17 protein-coding genes and 3 pseudogenes are annotated in these 16,225 nt (G+C 34.2%); 6 read left to right on the top strand and 14 right to left on the bottom strand.

The features are described from left to right. Positions 1 to 6: 6 nt before the first annotated feature. From FZF09_RS14235 to FZF09_RS14245, 3 genes are read right to left on the bottom strand one after another with little or no spacing between them, the layout of a single operon-like run. Complete coding sequence (locus FZF09_RS14235; RefSeq protein WP_158737264.1) at positions 7 to 1,350, bottom strand: dihydrolipoamide acetyltransferase family protein; 1,344 nt, start codon at positions 1,348 to 1,350, stop codon at positions 7 to 9. Positions 1,351 to 1,370: 20 nt separating this feature from the next. Next, positions 1,371 to 2,348, bottom strand: coding sequence for an alpha-ketoacid dehydrogenase subunit beta (locus FZF09_RS14240; RefSeq protein WP_304503067.1), 978 nt, complete (start codon positions 2,346 to 2,348; stop codon positions 1,371 to 1,373). Positions 2,349 to 2,376: 28 nt separating this feature from the next. Continuing rightward, on the bottom strand, positions 2,377 to 3,348 hold the full coding sequence (locus tag FZF09_RS14245; protein WP_158737266.1) for a thiamine pyrophosphate-dependent dehydrogenase E1 component subunit alpha: 972 nt from the start codon (positions 3,346 to 3,348) through the stop codon (positions 2,377 to 2,379). 472 nt (positions 3,349 to 3,820) lie between these two features. Between FZF09_RS14245 and FZF09_RS14250 the strand changes: the two genes are divergently transcribed. The 5 genes from FZF09_RS14250 (at position 3,821) to FZF09_RS14270 (ending at position 8,046) form a co-directional block, all read left to right on the top strand. Then, positions 3,821 to 4,621, top strand: a complete 801-nt coding sequence (locus FZF09_RS14250) for a cyclase family protein (RefSeq protein ID WP_158737267.1) — start codon at positions 3,821 to 3,823, stop codon at positions 4,619 to 4,621. Positions 4,622 to 4,893: 272 nt separating this feature from the next. Further along, a complete protein-coding gene (locus tag FZF09_RS14255) occupies positions 4,894 to 6,423 on the top strand; it encodes a sugar ABC transporter ATP-binding protein (RefSeq protein ID WP_158737268.1) in 1,530 nt (509 codons plus the stop codon). Positions 6,424 to 6,442: 19 nt separating this feature from the next. After that, positions 6,443 to 7,468, top strand: coding sequence for an ABC transporter permease (locus FZF09_RS14260; RefSeq protein WP_158737269.1), 1,026 nt, complete (start codon positions 6,443 to 6,445; stop codon positions 7,466 to 7,468). A gap of 117 nt (positions 7,469 to 7,585) precedes the next feature. After that, positions 7,586 to 7,780 carry a hypothetical protein gene (locus tag FZF09_RS14265; protein ID WP_158737270.1) on the top strand — a complete coding sequence of 65 codons (195 nt, stop codon included), beginning with the start codon at positions 7,586 to 7,588 and terminating at the stop codon, positions 7,778 to 7,780. Positions 7,781 to 7,908: 128 nt separating this feature from the next. Next, a complete protein-coding gene (locus tag FZF09_RS14270; RefSeq protein ID WP_158737271.1) occupies positions 7,909 to 8,046 on the top strand; it encodes an FbpB family small basic protein in 138 nt (45 codons plus the stop codon). 691 nt (positions 8,047 to 8,737) lie between these two features. Here FZF09_RS14270 and FZF09_RS23115 read toward each other — a convergent pair. The 5 genes and pseudogenes from FZF09_RS23115 to FZF09_RS14295 all read right to left on the bottom strand — a co-directional run. Then, positions 8,738 to 8,872, bottom strand: coding sequence for a hypothetical protein (locus FZF09_RS23115; protein ID WP_255450583.1), 135 nt, complete (start codon positions 8,870 to 8,872; stop codon positions 8,738 to 8,740). A 383-nt stretch (positions 8,873 to 9,255) separates the two neighbouring features. Next, entirely contained in the window at positions 9,256 to 9,867 is a 612-nt protein-coding gene (locus FZF09_RS14280; RefSeq protein WP_158737272.1) for an FMN-binding negative transcriptional regulator, read from the bottom strand. Positions 9,868 to 9,981: 114 nt separating this feature from the next. Next, entirely contained in the window at positions 9,982 to 10,500 is a 519-nt protein-coding gene (gene paiA, locus FZF09_RS14285; protein WP_158737273.1) for a spermidine/spermine N(1)-acetyltransferase, read from the bottom strand. Positions 10,501 to 10,525: 25 nt separating this feature from the next. Further along, a pseudogene (locus tag FZF09_RS14290) lies at positions 10,526 to 10,762 on the bottom strand (MarR family transcriptional regulator); the annotation flags it as partial. 113 nt (positions 10,763 to 10,875) lie between these two features. Then, positions 10,876 to 11,490, bottom strand: a pseudogene (locus tag FZF09_RS14295) (IS3 family transposase); the annotation flags it as partial. A 227-nt stretch (positions 11,491 to 11,717) separates the two neighbouring features. Here FZF09_RS14295 and FZF09_RS14300 point away from each other — a divergent pair. Then, the gene (locus tag FZF09_RS14300) at positions 11,718 to 12,104 is read left to right on the top strand and encodes a hypothetical protein (RefSeq protein WP_158737274.1); all 387 of its coding nucleotides are present in this window, start codon (positions 11,718 to 11,720) and stop codon (positions 12,102 to 12,104) included. 383 nt (positions 12,105 to 12,487) lie between these two features. Here the strand turns inward: FZF09_RS14300 and FZF09_RS14305 are convergent. The 6 genes and pseudogenes from FZF09_RS14305 to FZF09_RS14330 form a co-directional block, all read right to left on the bottom strand. Further along, a pseudogene (locus FZF09_RS14305) lies at positions 12,488 to 12,673 on the bottom strand (transposase); the annotation flags it as partial. A 73-nt stretch (positions 12,674 to 12,746) separates the two neighbouring features. Then, a complete protein-coding gene (locus FZF09_RS14310) occupies positions 12,747 to 13,064 on the bottom strand; it encodes a DUF4362 domain-containing protein (RefSeq protein ID WP_158737276.1) in 318 nt (105 codons plus the stop codon). 357 nt (positions 13,065 to 13,421) lie between these two features. Further along, entirely contained in the window at positions 13,422 to 13,922 is a 501-nt protein-coding gene (locus FZF09_RS14315; RefSeq protein WP_158737277.1) for a hypothetical protein, read from the bottom strand. Positions 13,923 to 14,158: 236 nt separating this feature from the next. Continuing rightward, on the bottom strand, positions 14,159 to 14,578 hold the full coding sequence (locus FZF09_RS14320) for a hypothetical protein (protein WP_158737278.1): 420 nt from the start codon (positions 14,576 to 14,578) through the stop codon (positions 14,159 to 14,161). Positions 14,579 to 14,736: 158 nt separating this feature from the next. Next, positions 14,737 to 15,324: a hypothetical protein gene (locus FZF09_RS14325; protein ID WP_158737279.1), complete on the bottom strand. Its 588-nt coding sequence runs from the start codon at positions 15,322 to 15,324 to the stop codon at positions 14,737 to 14,739. A gap of 349 nt (positions 15,325 to 15,673) precedes the next feature. Then, positions 15,674 to 15,943, bottom strand: a complete 270-nt coding sequence (locus FZF09_RS14330; RefSeq protein ID WP_158737280.1) for a hypothetical protein — start codon at positions 15,941 to 15,943, stop codon at positions 15,674 to 15,676. Between the last annotated feature and the right edge of the window lie 282 nt (positions 15,944 to 16,225).

Below are 16,225 nucleotides of genomic sequence, written 5' to 3' on the forward strand. Positions count from 1 at the left end.
TCCTCCTCAAACCAACATCTGATAGGGGTTTTCTAATATCTCTTTTAGTGTAGTTAAAAAGGCCGCTGCTGGAGCACCATCAATTACACGATGATCGAATGAGAGACTAAGTGACATCATTGGACGAAGTTTAAGGACTCCATTTACACCCACACCCTCTTCGTTTATGCTTCCAACTCCTAAGATAGCAGATTGCGGTTGATTAATAATCGGTGTGAAAGCTTCGACAGCGTACATACCTAAATTACTAATTGTAAAAGTACCACCTGTCATTTGTTCTTGTTTTAATTGGTTTTTTCTTGCTAAATCAATCAACTGTTTTGCATCTGTAGTAAGAGTGGCCAGACCTTTGGTATCAACGTCACGTACAACTGGCACTACTAATCCATGATCAACTGCAGTAGCAAAACCAACGTTGACATTCTCGTGTACTAGGATTTCATCTTTACTTAAAGAAACATTTACCTCTGGATGAGAAAGGAGAGAAGTCGAAACTGCCTTCATAATAATTTCACTATAAGATATTCTAAATCCAGTTTGTTTTTCAACCGTCGGTAATAACTGTTTTCGTAAAGCAATACTGTTCGACATATCTACCTTATTGACAAGTGTTACATGAGGAACATTTTTAACACTCTCAACCATTCGTTGAGCAACTACTTTACGAATACCAGTAAGCTTTTTAGAAATTGGTTCTTCATCTCTTTTAATTTGAACTTCTTCTACTTTATTTGGAATATCTGCACGCATGACTTTACCATTAGCGCCAGTACCTTCAATGTTTTTTAAGTCAACATCTCTTTCCGCTGCAATCTTACTAGCTAAAGGGGTAGCTTTAACCTCCTGTTGTTGTTTTATATACTTTAAAACGTCATTTTCTTGAATTCGACCGTTTGGTCCAGTTCCATTTATCTCTAACAAACTAACATTCTCTTCTATTGCAACTCGCCTAGCAGCTGGTGTTCGACGTACTTTTTTATTTCTATTATCTCTTTCAACTTGGCTTTCAACTTGAAGAGTTGCATTTCCTTTTCCTTCTAAGTTGGTGTTTGTTGAATCCTGCGAAATTTGATTGGTGCTTTTTTCTTTAGGAGCTGGAGAAATAGATTCACCTTCTTCTCCTATATAAGCAATCACTTGATTAACTGGTATCTCTTCATCCTGCTTTCCTTGCTTACTAATTAATATTCCCTTTATATTTGCTTCTACCTCAATATTTATTTTATCTGTCATAACTTCAACAAGAGGTTCTCCAACGTTCACTGAGTCCCCTACCTCTTTGAACCAGTTAACTATCGTCCCTGATTCCATGGTTGCACCAAGTTTTGGCATTAGTACTTCAGTAGCCAATGGGCTGTCCTCCTTATGTTTTATATCATCATTTCTTTTACTGCGTCCATAATTGTGTCTACTTGTGGGACTGCTTTCCTTTCAAGCTCCGGATTATATGGTATAGGAACTTCTTCACCACCAAGCCTCATAATTGGAGCGTCCAAGTAATCAAAAACATCACTTTCAGCAATCACGCTAGCAATCTCTGCTCCATATCCAGAACGTTTTACAGCTTCATAAACTATTAATACTCGTCCAGTCTTTTTCACAGAATGTAAAATAGTATCTTTGTCAAGCGGTACTAGTGTACGCGGATCTACTACTTCAATATTAACACCTTCTTTGCTTAACAACTCTGCTGCTTTTAGCGACCTTTGAACCATAATACCTGTAGCTACAATTGTCAGATCCTTACCTTCCTTTTTAGTCTCCGCCTTTCCAAGTGGAATGGTGTAAGATTCTTCGGGTACTCCCTCTCTAGTTCCATAAAGTAATTTATGTTCGTAAAACATGACTGGATTGTCCTCATCAATGGCAGCTTTCAACAATCCCTTGGCATCATAAGGAGAAGAAGGTTGAACTACTTTTAAACCAGGGATATGTGTCATCCACGCTTCAAGACTTTGTGAATGCTGAGCAGCAAAACCAGCTCCAGAACCACCTGGTGTTCGTACAACAATTGGTACTTTACCTTTTCCGCCAAACATATATCGTAACTTAGCCGCTTGGTTTGCGATATTATCGGTAGCTATGGTAATAAAATCAGAAAATTGAAGTTCTAAAATTGGCCTCATGCCAGTAACCGCTGCCCCAATAACACAACCACTAATAGCTGACTCAGAAATAGGAGTGTTACGTACTCTCTCAGGTCCAAATTCCTCAAACATTCCATTGGTTACACCAAATGCTCCACCGTAGATCCCAATATCCTCACCCATAATAAAAACATCATCATTTTCTTTCATCTCTTGTATCATAGCTTCTTTCACGGCTTCTAGATAAGTGATTTCCCTCACAGATTGCACCTCGTTTCTTTTATAGTTTTTAAGCATAAATGTCTTCTTTTAAGGAATTAATTGAAGGTTCTACACTGTCTTCAGCGAACTTGACTGCTTCTTCTATTTCTTCTATAACTCTTTTTTTAATGTCCTCTAGTTCCCCATCAGTAAGAATATTGTTTTCTTTTAATTGCTCAATGAACAATGCTATTGGATCACGATTATCACGCCACTCTTTTTCTTCTTCACGATCCCGATATTTTCTAGCATCACTTCTTGAGTGTCCCCTCCATCGATATGTTTCAGCTTCTATTAACGTTGGTCCCTTATTATTTTTAGCATGTTTTATTGCAGTGTCGATTGCATCCGCCACTTCATTTATGTTATTTCCATCTATAGTTATTCCAGGAATGCCATAAGATTTTGACCTATCTGCAATTTTTTGAATATTAATCATGTCATCAGTTGAACCTGACATAGCATATTTGTTATTTTCACAAAAGAAAATTACAGGAAGATTCCAAATTGATGCTAAGTTAAGTGCTTCATGAAAAGCTCCTTCATTAGTCGCTCCATCACCAAAGAAACAACAAACCACATATCCAAGATTTTTCATATGCGAAGTTAATGCTGCACCAACTGCAATGGGTAGTCCGCCTGCAACAATACCATTAGCACCGAGATTCCCCTTATCAAGATCTGCAATATGCATTGATCCTCCCTTGCCTTTACAGTACCCGGTTTCTTTTCCTAGTAATTCTGCCATCATTCTATCTACTTTGGTTCCCTTCGCAATACAATGTCCATGGCCTCGATGAGTACTTATAATTTTGTCTTGATTATCAAGTAATGAACATACTCCTACTGCTGTTGCTTCTTGTCCAATACAAAGGTGCATTGTGCCATGAATTTTCCCTTGTTGAAAAAGCTGTTCCACCTTTTCCTCAAAAGAACGGATCAAGATCATCTGATATAAAGTCTTTTTAGGATCTTTTATTGCTTTGCTCAGCCTTGCCATAAATATTTCACCATCCTTTTAAATTTAGGAGTTACCTTGACTGTTTCATTCTTTTCACACTAATGCAAATACCATGCCATTTTCATTCAAAACAAATATTAGCGGTACATCAGCGTAAAATTTAAGAAATTTAGCTAGTAATAAAAACGCTAAAAAAATAAACAATTTTGAGTTAATGCTCAGTAAAGAGACGCCTTTATAAAAAGAACTAAAAGATATAAATATCAATTTACAACTATAAGTTAACCCTATTATTCATTAATTTAAATAATAAAATTTTAGACTATAAATTATTCCATTCCTAATAAATGACTAATAAACGGATAGATTTTTCTGGGTAAACCCTTGAAGAAAGAGTTATTTGTTTTTGTAAAATTACCTCAATATCTTTTTTGATGGCACGACATTTGCATAAAATTAGTATGACAGAACCCATTAAACAAAAATTAAATAAATAGGAGGTATTACAAAAATGGGGAAATTAAAACTAGTAGATCTCAGTCACCCTTTTGGTGATAAAGCACCTTTATGGCCATATTTTGATGACGTAAAAATTGAAAGAAAGCATTATCATGCAAAAGCTGGAGTTCTTTCACAAAAAATAACTACAGTGATGCATTGTACTACACACGCTGATTCCCCTGCTCATGTTATAGAAGGAACTGAATATACTCATGAAGTACCTTTAGACAAGTACTATGGAACCGGTGTTGTGGTAGATATCCCAAAGGGGAAATGGGAAAAAATAACGGCAAAAGACTTAGAGAATGCAACCCCTAAGATTCAAAAAGACGATATTGTTATTATCCATACCGGTTGGCATAGACATTGGGGAGACAACCGAACGTACTTTGCTTATTCCCCAGGACTTACTCAAGAATCTGCTCAATGGTTAGTCGACAAAGGCGTAAAGGCAGTAGGGGTTGATCAACAGGCGTTAGATCATCCAATGGGTACGCCAATTGCTCCGCATGGCACTGGTCCATTGATACCTCAAGTTGTCAAAGAATATAAAGAGGAATTTGGAAGAGATGTTCTTGAAGATTTTCCAGACTGGGAACCTGCACATCGTGTTCTGTTAGGAAACGGTGTAATGGGATGGGAAAACGTCGGTGGAGATATTGAAATGGTTGTAGGTAAACGAGTTACAATAGCTGGTTTTCCAATAAGATGGCATATGGGTGATGGTTCAATCGTAAGACTCGTAGCATTAGTAGACGAAAATGAGATCAATGATGTTCCTTCAAGGGTCTATAAATATGGAACACAATAATATTTAATCTTTTGACATATCAACATAACATGCCCCACACATTTGTAGCTTATTCTGATTATGCGAATTACTAGTAGTTTTTTGATCATATCAATAGCCCTAGTGATAACCACTTTTCATGATATTTTTTAACTCTAAATACATTAAGTGCTTATGTCGATACCTAAACAACGTTTCCAAATAAATTAAAGAACTACTAGTATCCTTTTTTAAAAATATTTTTGGCACACAAAACACACATTATATACATTTAACAAAGGAGGGGATAATGAATGTCATCATTATTGTTTGAAGCAAAAAATTTAACAAAAGGGTTTCCAGGAGTTCAGGCCCTTTCCAAAGCTAGCTTACAGATACAGGCAGGAGAAATTATCGGGTTAGTAGGCGAAAATGGGGCAGGTAAATCAACTCTATTAAATATAATTTCCGGAATTTATAGAGCTGATAATGGAGAAATGTTTATACAAGGAAAAAAATATGAACCCAAAGATTATCAAGATGCTACTAGAAAAGGAGTAGCGAGGGTTTTTCAAGAATTAGCCCTTGTCCCTAATTTAACTGTTTATGAAAATATCTTTTTATCTCATGAGAGTATTTTTTTAAAAGCAGGGATCTATTTAGATAAAAATAAAATGATAAAAAAATCCAAAGAAATTTTATCCAAATTAAATTTAGATATAGATCCTAATAAGCCTGTAGATTTTTTTTCTTTTTCAACAAAACAAGCCATTGAAATTGCGAAAGCCTGTTCAATCTCATCAGAATTATTCAAAGTAGAAACACCTCTAATTTTATTAGACGAACCTACATCATCGTTGTCTCAAAATGAAATTAAAGAATTTTACAATATAATTGACAAATTGAAACATACTGCATCCTTTATTTTTGTTTCTCATCGTCTATCAGAAATTCTACAAATTAGCGATATTATATATATCATGAAAGATGGAGAAATAATTAAGCGTATTTCATCAACAGAAGTTAATGAAAAAGAATTACATGAATTAATGGTAGGAAGAGTTCGAGAAGAAGATTATTATCAAGAAAATAAGCAATTAACTGTTTTTGGGAATCCAGTGCTATCTGTTACAAACCTCTCGAAACGAAATTATTTTGAAAACTTTAATCTAGAAGTTAAAGAAGGCGAGATAGTTGGTATAGCCGGAGTAATTGGTTCTGGCAAAGCAGAACTAGGAAAAGCATTAGCTGGTACCACAAAAGTTGATACTGGATCAATTACTATTAATGAACATGATATTACAAATAAAACCATGGCAGAGGCAATTAAAATGGGGATTGGCTATATACCTGAAGAGCGTAACATTGAAGGTATTATTGATAGTTTCCCTATTAGCTGGAATATATCCCTATCTAGTTTAAATGATATTGTTGGTAATAAATTTGGCTTATTAAATTTAAAAAAAGAAAGAGAAACAGCTAAAAGATATTTAAAAACGTTATCTATTAAAGCTCCTCACGAAAAGATAGATTGCGGAAATTTAAGCGGTGGCAACCAACAAAAAGTAGTATTATCAAAATGGTTAATGAGAGATTTAAAATTATTAATATTAGATAATCCTACAAGAGGAATTGATCCAGGCGCAAAGGCCGAAATTTATGAACTGTTAAGGGACTTAACTAATAATGGAGTGTCAATCATTGTAATATCGGATGAACTTGTAGAATTAATTGGAATATCAAACCGTATTTTAATCATGAAAGACGGAATCTTAACATCAGAAATGGATTCTAAGGTTAAGAATAAACCTTCAGAAAAACAACTAATTAGTTATATGGTTTAAAAAAAAGGAGGTATTTGTTTTGTCTCTACAACCCCAAGTTCCAAATGATAATTTTCGTCAACAAAACCCAGAAAAACAAAAAAACAACGATTCTGAATATTCTAAAAAAATGATATTGATGAAATTTCTACCACTTATTTCACTAATTATTTTAATTTTATTTTTTTCAATTATAAATAGTCAATTCTTGACTGTTGGAAACTCATTAAATATATTAAGGCAATCTGCAGTACTATTAGTTGTAGCTTGTGGGATTACTTTCATTTTATTAATGGGAAGTATTGATTTGTCCTTTGGATCAATTATTACTTTAGCCGGTGTTTTAGGAGCATTAATGATCGTTCACACCGGTATACCAGTTATTTTAAGCATTCTTATTGGAGCGGTTATTGGAGTGTTGTGTGGCTTAATTAATGGATTAATTTTTGCCATTGGGAAAGTTCCGTCATTTCTGGTAACTTTAGGAACAATGTTTGCACTTGATGGAATTGCACTAATGATAATTGGGGGGAGTCCAGTTCCCGTCAATAGTAGTGGTTTTTTAGACCTTACAAGAGGCTCTTTAATACCGGGCATCCCTAATATAATTCTCTGGTCACTTATTATATATCTAATTATGATATTTATTGGGTTCAAAACAAAGTTTGGAAGATATATGTTTGCCATTGGCGGTGGTGAAACTGTTGCAAAAATGTCAGGCGTCAATATTAGCCGATACAAAATATATGGATTTATGGTGTCTGGTTTGTTAGCTGGTATAGCAGGAGTGTTAATGGCATCAAGATTAGGTTCAGCTACTCCACGAATGGGGGAAGATTTATTATTAGACGGAATAGCTGCTGTTGTAATAGGGGGAACAGCCCTAACTGGAGGAGTAGGTGGACCTCACAAAACTCTCATTGGTGTTCTGTTAATAGCTGTTCTAGGTAATGGAATGAATATTTCTTCAGTTGATCCCTATTTACAAATAGTCATTAAAGGTGTTGTCGTAGTAGCTGCTGTGGCTATTGGGCTTGATCGTAAAAAAATAAAAGTGGTTAAATAGTTACCTTAACTGTCCTTTTTTACTACACTCCAAGTTTAGCTAGTCTTATTTGGTAATGTCTCTATAAAAAAATTATAATCAAGTACTTTGAAATTAGTAATTTGAGGAGGATTTTAAATGTCCAAGCATTTAATTGAAATCACTACGTACGGTAATTTTGCTAAGGCTGAAGTATATAAAAATGAAAAGAACATTGAAAGTGCTGGTGATAAATTAGTTTTGACACAAGAGGCAGCAAAAATGCTTTCTAATAAGCTAGATATTGCCCTTCTGGAATGCTCTAACGGTTTATGTTCTTGTCATAAATATTAGATGTTAAACCACGAATTGATTCTATTGGGGGGGTCTCCCCCCATATTTTTGCAAAAAAAATAGTTTCCCTGCATTTTTTCTCTTTCTATTAGTTATTATCAGATTGCATAGTTAAAGGAGGAATCGTCATGTACAAAAAAAGAAGAATATCCATGGAAAAACTATTAGAAACTAATAAAAAAGAAATATTAAATAATCCATCCATTCTTGAAAAAATTGAAGAAAAGTGGGAGAACAAGAGAATCGATGCAATAAACGAATCCTAATACTCGCCCGATGTTAGCACGTTTCTCAGCTAACAATCATTCTGGGGGTAATGAAAGTACGTGAAAATTACTATTTTCAGCTTCCTCATTCGCAAGTATCAATCATCGCAAGGAAGCATTGCGATTAACCGGAGGGACTTCAGGGATAGCCTAATAAATTAGAAGCCATTAGGTTTTTGTACTTAGGAATCCCCCACCTCTTAGCATAAGCGTAGGTGGGGGTAGTTCAAGTAAAACAGCCTTTCTCAGTAAAATACAGCATCAAAGGAAAAAAATATACCTCTATCAATTGCAGCCGGCCGGAACAATCTCCTATATAGTATTAGTACAATTGTTTTTCTAAAAAAAATAAAGATTATAGATAGGAAACATTAATTGTTAGAGCCATAGAATTATATCAGCGTCTTCTCTTACCAATAACAATTCATAGGTCACACAACAGATTCTTCTTCATTAACCTCAAATATTAGGATTACTTGATATAAACCGAGTCTTACCCAATACCTTTTAAAGTCCCACAGGATATGCTTTGCAGTCAAAACAGGCATATATGATAATCGTTTATAAGCATCCAAGTATATCTGTTCCTTAACTTCTGGAGGATATGCAAGTATATTACTTAATTCATCAAGGGCAGTTTGTGACCAATAGACATTACTTTTAAACTCCCTGATTTTATGCTGAAGATACTTTATTCCCTGCTCTTGATCATAAATACGTCCATTTTACGATCTTCCCGACTTTTCTGTACTTGACGGATGAGTTCTTCTTCCTCAGAAAAAAGGTCTAAATCCATTTGATCAATGGCTTCTCTTTCCCGTTTCATATTTAAATAACCAAAAAGTCATATACCTCAGCCGCATCTTCTTCGTGAATAAAGTCAATCAATCGTTTAAGTTCTTCACGGTTAACACTCATTTTAAAAACACCGCCTTGTTATTTACTAAAACCATTATACCATTGAATGAATCATTTCTAGGAACCTATCCTTATTCAATATAATTCCCCTTTACGAAATCTCTTATTTTCATTTTATCAAAAGTTTCATTAAACCACCTCAAATGCATTAAAGAATGGCCCGATTGTTGAAGATGATTGATGAATATCATTTTTCTATTACAGAATATCGTTGTACTGCGCAGTAAATGACTTGGTATTGTATTTGCTTCTTCAGCATAAGCCTCCCGATAATGCAATGACGTTAAATAATTACTTTTTTAGATTTGCCTTCATTAAAGAAGAAATCTGTTGCTCATCTGTATTTGAAATTTGTTCTAGTTGATTAATAACTAGTTCTTGTCGCTGCAATGAATGATTTTGACTTAACTTAGCTTTCCCTTCAATCTTGTTGATTTTTATTTTGAAACCTTGTACTCCTTTATTCATACCTGAGAGAAACTCAGCATCTACATCTTGTAATCTATATGAACTGTCAGGAGCTTCATATTTTAATACCATTTGATATAAGGAATCCATTAATTCATTTTCGTCTTCTAAAAGTTCGATTTCTCCATAAACATGGACTGTCACGTAATTCCATGTCGGTACTGCTTTATTTGTCTCATACCAAGATGGGGAGATATAGCAATGAGGTCCATGGAAAATAGCTAGAACGGTTTGATTTTTGATATCTTTCCACTGCGGATTTGGACGAGCAAAGTGTCCATATAAGTATGTATTCTCCTTGTTCAAAATCAACGGTAAATGAGTTGCAAATGGCATTCCATTGTGCCCAGAAAAAAGAGTCGCAAAACTATGTTCTTTCATAATGTCATAAGCCATTGTTTCATCTGTGATCTTAAAATGTTTTGGAATATACATAATAATAATCCACCTTTTTAGAAAAATTTGGCTTATCACCAAGTCTAAATGGGAAGCCTTAGATTTTTTTTATACTTAATCCATCAAAATTTTATACATTGAAGTGTAAAAAAGTTATATGAGTGTTTTGGTCATTATAAAATCGATTTGTTCTTCGTCACCCATATAAAAAGAGTGGGCTCCAGTTTGAACAAACCCCCTTTTCTTATAAAAAGCAATAGCATTTTCATTTTTTTCCCATACGCCTAACCAGATTTTCTTTTTATTACGTTCCATCGCAATTTCCATAGCTTTATTTAGAAGATATTTACCAAGCCCATGTTTTTGAAATTTGTTCTTTATATAAATCCTCTCCACTTCAAGTGATTCATCACCCATTTCTTCAGACTGAGCATCATTGGTATTGACCTTTAAATATCCAGCAACTTCATTATGAAAATAAACAAAAAAGAATTGCGAAGAGATATTGGACAATTCCTTTTCCAACTGTTTAGAATTAAATGCTCTTTCCAGATAGGCTTTCATATGTTCAGGTGAATTCTGATCTTTGAATGTATCGTTGAATGTTTCAATGCTTATATCCTGGAGAATTTGTAAATCTTCACAGTTGCACTTTTTTATATATACAGTCATTTAAATATGTCGCTCCTTTATATAATCAATAATTTCTCTTGTTTCCCTTTTTTACATATTCCCAGTCTTTCTCTATATTTTTTCTTACTCTTTGAAGAAGATTGAAGATGGTTTCTGCATCTCTTTCGGAAAATCCCGCTAATGCGACACTATTCGAATGATCATTTTCTCTTATTATAAAAGGATAAACACTTTTCCCTTTGTCTGTTGGAAAGAGGTTTTTAATTTTTTTGTTATGTGTATCTTCTTTTTTTTCAATAAATTGGATTTATGTCAAGAAATTGGACACTTAAAATGTGGAACTTTTGTCAAATACCTACCGCGCTTCGCTTGCTGCCCTCACTAGTAAAGAAACGGCATCCTGCCCTTTCATTACTAGTGAGGTAACAGAACTTCAAATCTGTTCGTTTCGTTCATTCGTTGCGCGTACTTTTTTTCATAAGCTATAGGTGATAAATATCCAATAGATGAATCAATTCGTTTGTAATTGTAAAAAGTCATAATATAGGCAAATATACTTCGCTTAGCTTCTTTTCTTGTGCGATACTTTTGATGAAATATGAGTTCCTTCTTGATGACACTATGAAATGATTCAATGCAAACATTATCATAACAGTTCCCTTTTCTGCTCATGCTTGTCGTCATCTTATAGCTTCGTAGAATGGCTTGATATTCGTTGGCAGCGTATTGACTACCACGATCAGAGTGATGAATTAATCCTTCCTGTGGTTCCTGTTGATTAATAGCCCTTTGTAAAGCTGTAATCGTCAAATCCTTTGTCATTCGCTTGCTCATTTCCCAACCGATGATTCTTCTTGAAAATAAGTCCATGACAGTGGCTAAATACAACCAACCTTCATTGGTCCACACATAAGTTATATCACTAACCCAAACGGCTCCTGGCTTGTTTACTTGGAATTCTTGATTCAATAGATTAGGAAACACTGGATAAGAGTGCTTGGAGTTTGTCGTTGCTTTGTACTTTTTCAGGATGGTGTTTTAAAAATGTTGTTTAAAAAATTATTTTCTAAACTAATTCGCTAAAAATCAGTAACAATTAAGTCGTTTAAAACCTATAACCTATTGAACTAAAGCACCCAATATTTTTTCCTACACCGCTAATTAATGGTTATAATAAATAACATTTTCTTATACTTATGTAGGAAAGGATCTTAACTTGACAATCTGTTTTTCAATGGATATAAGGAGTGATATATGTGAAAAACATAGCAATTTTATTCATCTCATTCGTGTTTTTAATGGCAGGTTGTATGCAAGATAATCAAAATGATGAACGGACTGCACTGAAAGATGATGACAATAATCACCACGAAGAAGAATTAATAAAGAAGAATGAAAAACAAAATAGTGAGGAATTTAAAGGGATAGTGGAAGATAAAAGAAAGATTGGTGATTTTCATCAACTCTTAGTGCACCCAGGAAATTCAAATGGACCAACTCACTTCGCTGTAAATAAAAAAAGATTTGATCAAATAGAAATAGGAAAGAAAGTTATTGTTCGTTATGATCCAGAAGGAATAGTATATTACTCAGGTATACCACAACGAGAGGCCGATGAGGTTATAATATTATCAGATAAATAAATTCATTTGAAAGAAAACTTTTACTAGATTCTGCTCTTTACCTTGGGAGATAAATTCTCTTAAGGCTTTTTTAATGTAAGAAATATAAATAAGTGGACCTCTATTTTGGCCTGAATTATAGATTTTAAAGTAACATTTATTGGACGGGAGTTCTTGCTAATATCACATTTCATGAACATAACCCTGAAGGGATAAAATATTTACGTTAATAGACAAGAAGGTTTTTAATAGTAGGGGTTTTTTACACTTATATTAAAAGGACATTACATGTTAGAATTAATATAATTTAAATATTAGGAGGTTTTTATGAAAAAATTGTCATTTATGTTTTCATTTCTAACAGTATTTGTAATTTTGTTAGGGGGGGAGTCAGTCTATGCGATGGGGTTAAGGTTCCCACTTCCTACAAAGGCTTCATCTTGTTCTTCCTTATATTTATCCACCCACTTATGCAAGGTTTGATGGACTAAATCTAGTTCTCGTGCTACTTCTGCAACCTTCCTACCATCTTCCACTATCATCTTTACTGCATACATTTTAAATTCTTTATCATAACGTTTACTACTCATGTTGGACACTCCTAGAAATGATTAGTTTCATTATAAAAATCTCTATTCTATGTGTCCAATTTTTAGACTAACATCAAGAATCTTCGGTGTGGTGACTTGAAAGTTGAATTTTGTTTTCATTATATGTTAGATTTTTGAATCTTGGATTTCCTTCAGTAGTTACTTGTACTATTTCTAATTCAACTTCTTTCCCTTCATTAAATTTCTCAATGAATTGATCAAGTTTTTCTACATTGTGATAACCTTGGTTTGTTTGTACCACATCTCCATTTTCTATATTACTTGAGGGGTCATAGGATGTATTATTAAACTCAGGTTCTTCTTCTGGTTGATTATTATCTACGCATCCTACTAGAAGTAGCAAAAATGGTAATAATACAAGCTTCTTCACAGACAAACTCCCTATATCTCGTACATACTCTATTTTACTTATAATTTCACACCTACTTATTTGAACCAATCGAGTGCGTAGCCATCAAATGGATGATGTAAATTCCATGAAATGAAATTTATGAAAGCATCCACTGCTTGTTTTAAAAAAAGTTTTATGACCAAAAACGTAATCCACGGACTGAATATAAGAAAAATACTTAAAACGATTAATTTGCGGTTTTTAAATACAATTGCTAACATTCCCAAAAAAAACCGCTAAGAAAAGTAATAATAACAGTGACAATTGCTCCATATTCCACGAAACAAGGAATAAACGGTATAATAACTCTTGTTCACCATGGCATCGAAAGAGGTTTTATTTTAAGCTTGATTCTAATAGAGAAGTAGGAATACTTTCGAATACTAAAATTTCAGGATCTTGATAAGGTTTTTTATCTAGATAATCATCAAGATGCATTCTGCTCTCCCAATATCTTTGCATAAGTTCTTCCTTAGAAGGAAATCCTGGCTCAATAAACCCCCTGCCCTCTATTTCCTCCATGTATTCATTTTCAATGTAGGTGAATAAATCAGTTGTAATCTCTTGGTCAAATACATAGATTTGTTTTGTGAAAATTGGGAAACGTACATACTTTTTAAAATTATAAGGAGAGAACTTCACTTTAACAGCCTGTTCAAAATCTAGATATTCATCGATATTTCCATTTTGTATACGATTAATTAAGTCTGGGAACAATCCTCCTCCGCCTCCACAACCCAAAAACATAGACGCTGTCTTAGAATGAAGTCCATTTTTCATTACTTTTCTAACTTTCTCAGCACTTTCATATTTGCCAAAGAAATGATACAGATACAACTTCATCTCCCCTTTATGAATGCTCGCTTCACCCTATCTTCTTCATATTACTGTATAGAGAAATGCCGATACGGAGTCTAAAAGCTTTTTAAATAAATTCGATTAACCACCCAGATTATTCTTAAATGAAGATAAACATGTTTATTTTGAACTGCGAATACGGCTGCCTCATAATATATCGCGCCCTATTACTTAATATCCTTTTATCTCATCACTCGATGAATGATAAGTCGATACTATTTTGAACTTGTTATAGTTCCTGACCTTTTTCTTGAAAATATCTCCAGAAAAAACTGGACATGGAGGAATATGGTTGATGCTATTGCACCTAGTAAAGCACTAAACAATACTCCATTATGAGTTGAATACATTACATCGGGAAAAACAAACATGAGTACACTTCCAGCAACAACTCCAACTCCTGCATATAAAAGAAACCGGTTGAAGTATCTGTTACTGTTCGCTAATATCCTGTCTATGAGAAAAGAAGTTGGAATTCCTAGAATAAGATAAACAGGAAAAGAAAACACTAGAGCGACCCCAAACATAACAGCCGAATTCGACTGAGGCTGAATCATAAAATGTGCTCCCCCAAGTATTGCTCCAAAAATAAAAGGGGACAAAAAAGCAGAAATCAATTTTGCAGTGAATGACATGAAATATCCCCCTAATAAACTGCCCTATTGCTTAGCAAACTGTCCTTAACACAGCAATGCGCCCGTTAACGAAATAACATGATACAATGCTAGGCAGGATAAATGAGAACAAAGGTTATCTGTGCATTAAATGCCTCTATTACCTTTCTAAATTCTTTTTATTCCACTTCGATGTCTATACTCTCTGATAAAATCAGCTTTTTGTCTTCCTCTAATCGAAAATTAATCGTTGCTGTGATAGTATAGCTGCCTTTGGGTAATCCATCCTTATTAAAATAAGCCTGATGAAAGTCAGTCTCCTTTATTTCCCCCGATTTTTGAAAAGATTCTTTCTTCCATTTCCCCTGGGTCAGCACGGAACTGTTGGCAATGCTTGGAGCGACTGAGTTGATAGTAATATCATGATTTTTTTCTCTAACGTTAAAGGAAATCAATGAAAAGCCGCCATGTCCCACCTCTATTTCTTCCATTTCGCCAACATACTTTACCATTCCTTTAATATTTACCTTTTCGTGCGGAGAATAGGTGTGTTCCTCTGAGACCAGCCTTAATACAAAATCTCTATCCGTTACGTGCTTATCGATTTCATAATCTGTGTCTTGTGTAGCAACATTACTCCCTTTACTTTTCTCCCTGTCGTTTGGTTCATTAGGTATGCTCTCTAGCTTTTCTTCTTGTCGTGTCTCTGTTCCTATTACACACGCGGTAAACAACAAGAAAAGCATCCCAATAAGAATAAGAAACAAAATAATATTCTTCCCTTGGATACTTATCCCCCCTTTTCCTAGGTTGAAAAATGAATCCCTTTCTTAGAAAAAGCCCATTTAGTAAAAAATTTTATAAAACCTACAAAGATTATAGGTGAAGGGTTTTTAACTTCTTAAAACTCTTCTCAATATGACGATATTTTCAAACCTCAGTTTCAATAAAACTAATATACTTGTGACCAATTGCACAGTTAATTTAGACCTCCTTCAATTTGCAATATTATTCCAGTGAATAGTCCTACCACAAAAATAGAACGCAATCTCTATTCCGGATTCGCGCCCTATAACGGAAGACTCGAATGCAAGACAACAGTGTTAGTTGTGTCTTTCAATTATTGATCACGTTTAAAGAAAAAGCATAACTCACTGTTCCTTGATCCCATTTAACAAGAATTTCATAAATAACTTTTCCATCTGATTTTGGAAGTACCATTTCATCATATGTACTTTTCACTTCGTTTTTTTCGGAATCCCATATCTTTACTTTATAATTCATTGGTGCTTTTTTAAAATTAAGCTTCACTTCTGTATTAGGATTCACATCGACCCCATGCTGCTTTTCAACTAATTCAGGGGGTGCTGCAGAATCAGCGTTCACTCCTGTAGATGTCCCATCTCCGTTACTATAACTCCAACTAAAAGTTCCACGTACTGGTGTAAGGGTATCTTCACCAACAGTGATTGTTAAGTTAGGTGGGGTTTTAGAAGAAGCTTTGAATGAGCTGCTTTTGCTCTCTCTAAAGTGGACCCCTTTGTCAAGACACTTATTTAAAATAAATAAGGTGTGACTCCTTTTGAGATAGAGAGGCTATAACACTAAACTGGACAAATATTTAAAGGTGCATAGACTTGTATTCAGCCGGCGTTAAGTAATCTAGTG

This window comes from Alteribacillus sp. YIM 98480 (assembly GCF_009765375.1).
Taxonomy (GTDB): domain Bacteria; phylum Bacillota; class Bacilli; order Bacillales; family Marinococcaceae; genus Alteribacillus.

Excerpts from the sequence above, each read along its gene's own strand:
- FZF09_RS14245 (WP_158737266.1), bottom strand. The coding sequence starts at position 3,348 with ATGGCAAGGCTGAGCAAAGCAATAAAAGATCCTAAAAAGACTTTATAT.
- FZF09_RS14250 (WP_158737267.1), top strand. The coding sequence starts at position 3,821 with ATGGGGAAATTAAAACTAGTAGATCTCAGTCACCCTTTTGGTGATAAA.
- FZF09_RS14255 (WP_158737268.1), top strand. The coding sequence starts at position 4,894 with ATGTCATCATTATTGTTTGAAGCAAAAAATTTAACAAAAGGGTTTCCA.
- FZF09_RS14265 (WP_158737270.1), top strand. The coding sequence starts at position 7,586 with ATGTCCAAGCATTTAATTGAAATCACTACGTACGGTAATTTTGCTAAG.
- FZF09_RS14270 (WP_158737271.1), top strand. The coding sequence starts at position 7,909 with ATGTACAAAAAAAGAAGAATATCCATGGAAAAACTATTAGAAACTAAT.
- FZF09_RS23115 (WP_255450583.1), bottom strand. The coding sequence starts at position 8,872 with ATGAAACGGGAAAGAGAAGCCATTGATCAAATGGATTTAGACCTTTTT.
- FZF09_RS14280 (WP_158737272.1), bottom strand. The coding sequence starts at position 9,867 with ATGTATATTCCAAAACATTTTAAGATCACAGATGAAACAATGGCTTAT.
- paiA (WP_158737273.1), bottom strand. The coding sequence starts at position 10,500 with ATGACTGTATATATAAAAAAGTGCAACTGTGAAGATTTACAAATTCTC.
- FZF09_RS14320 (WP_158737278.1), bottom strand. The coding sequence starts at position 14,578 with ATGTCATTCACTGCAAAATTGATTTCTGCTTTTTTGTCCCCTTTTATT.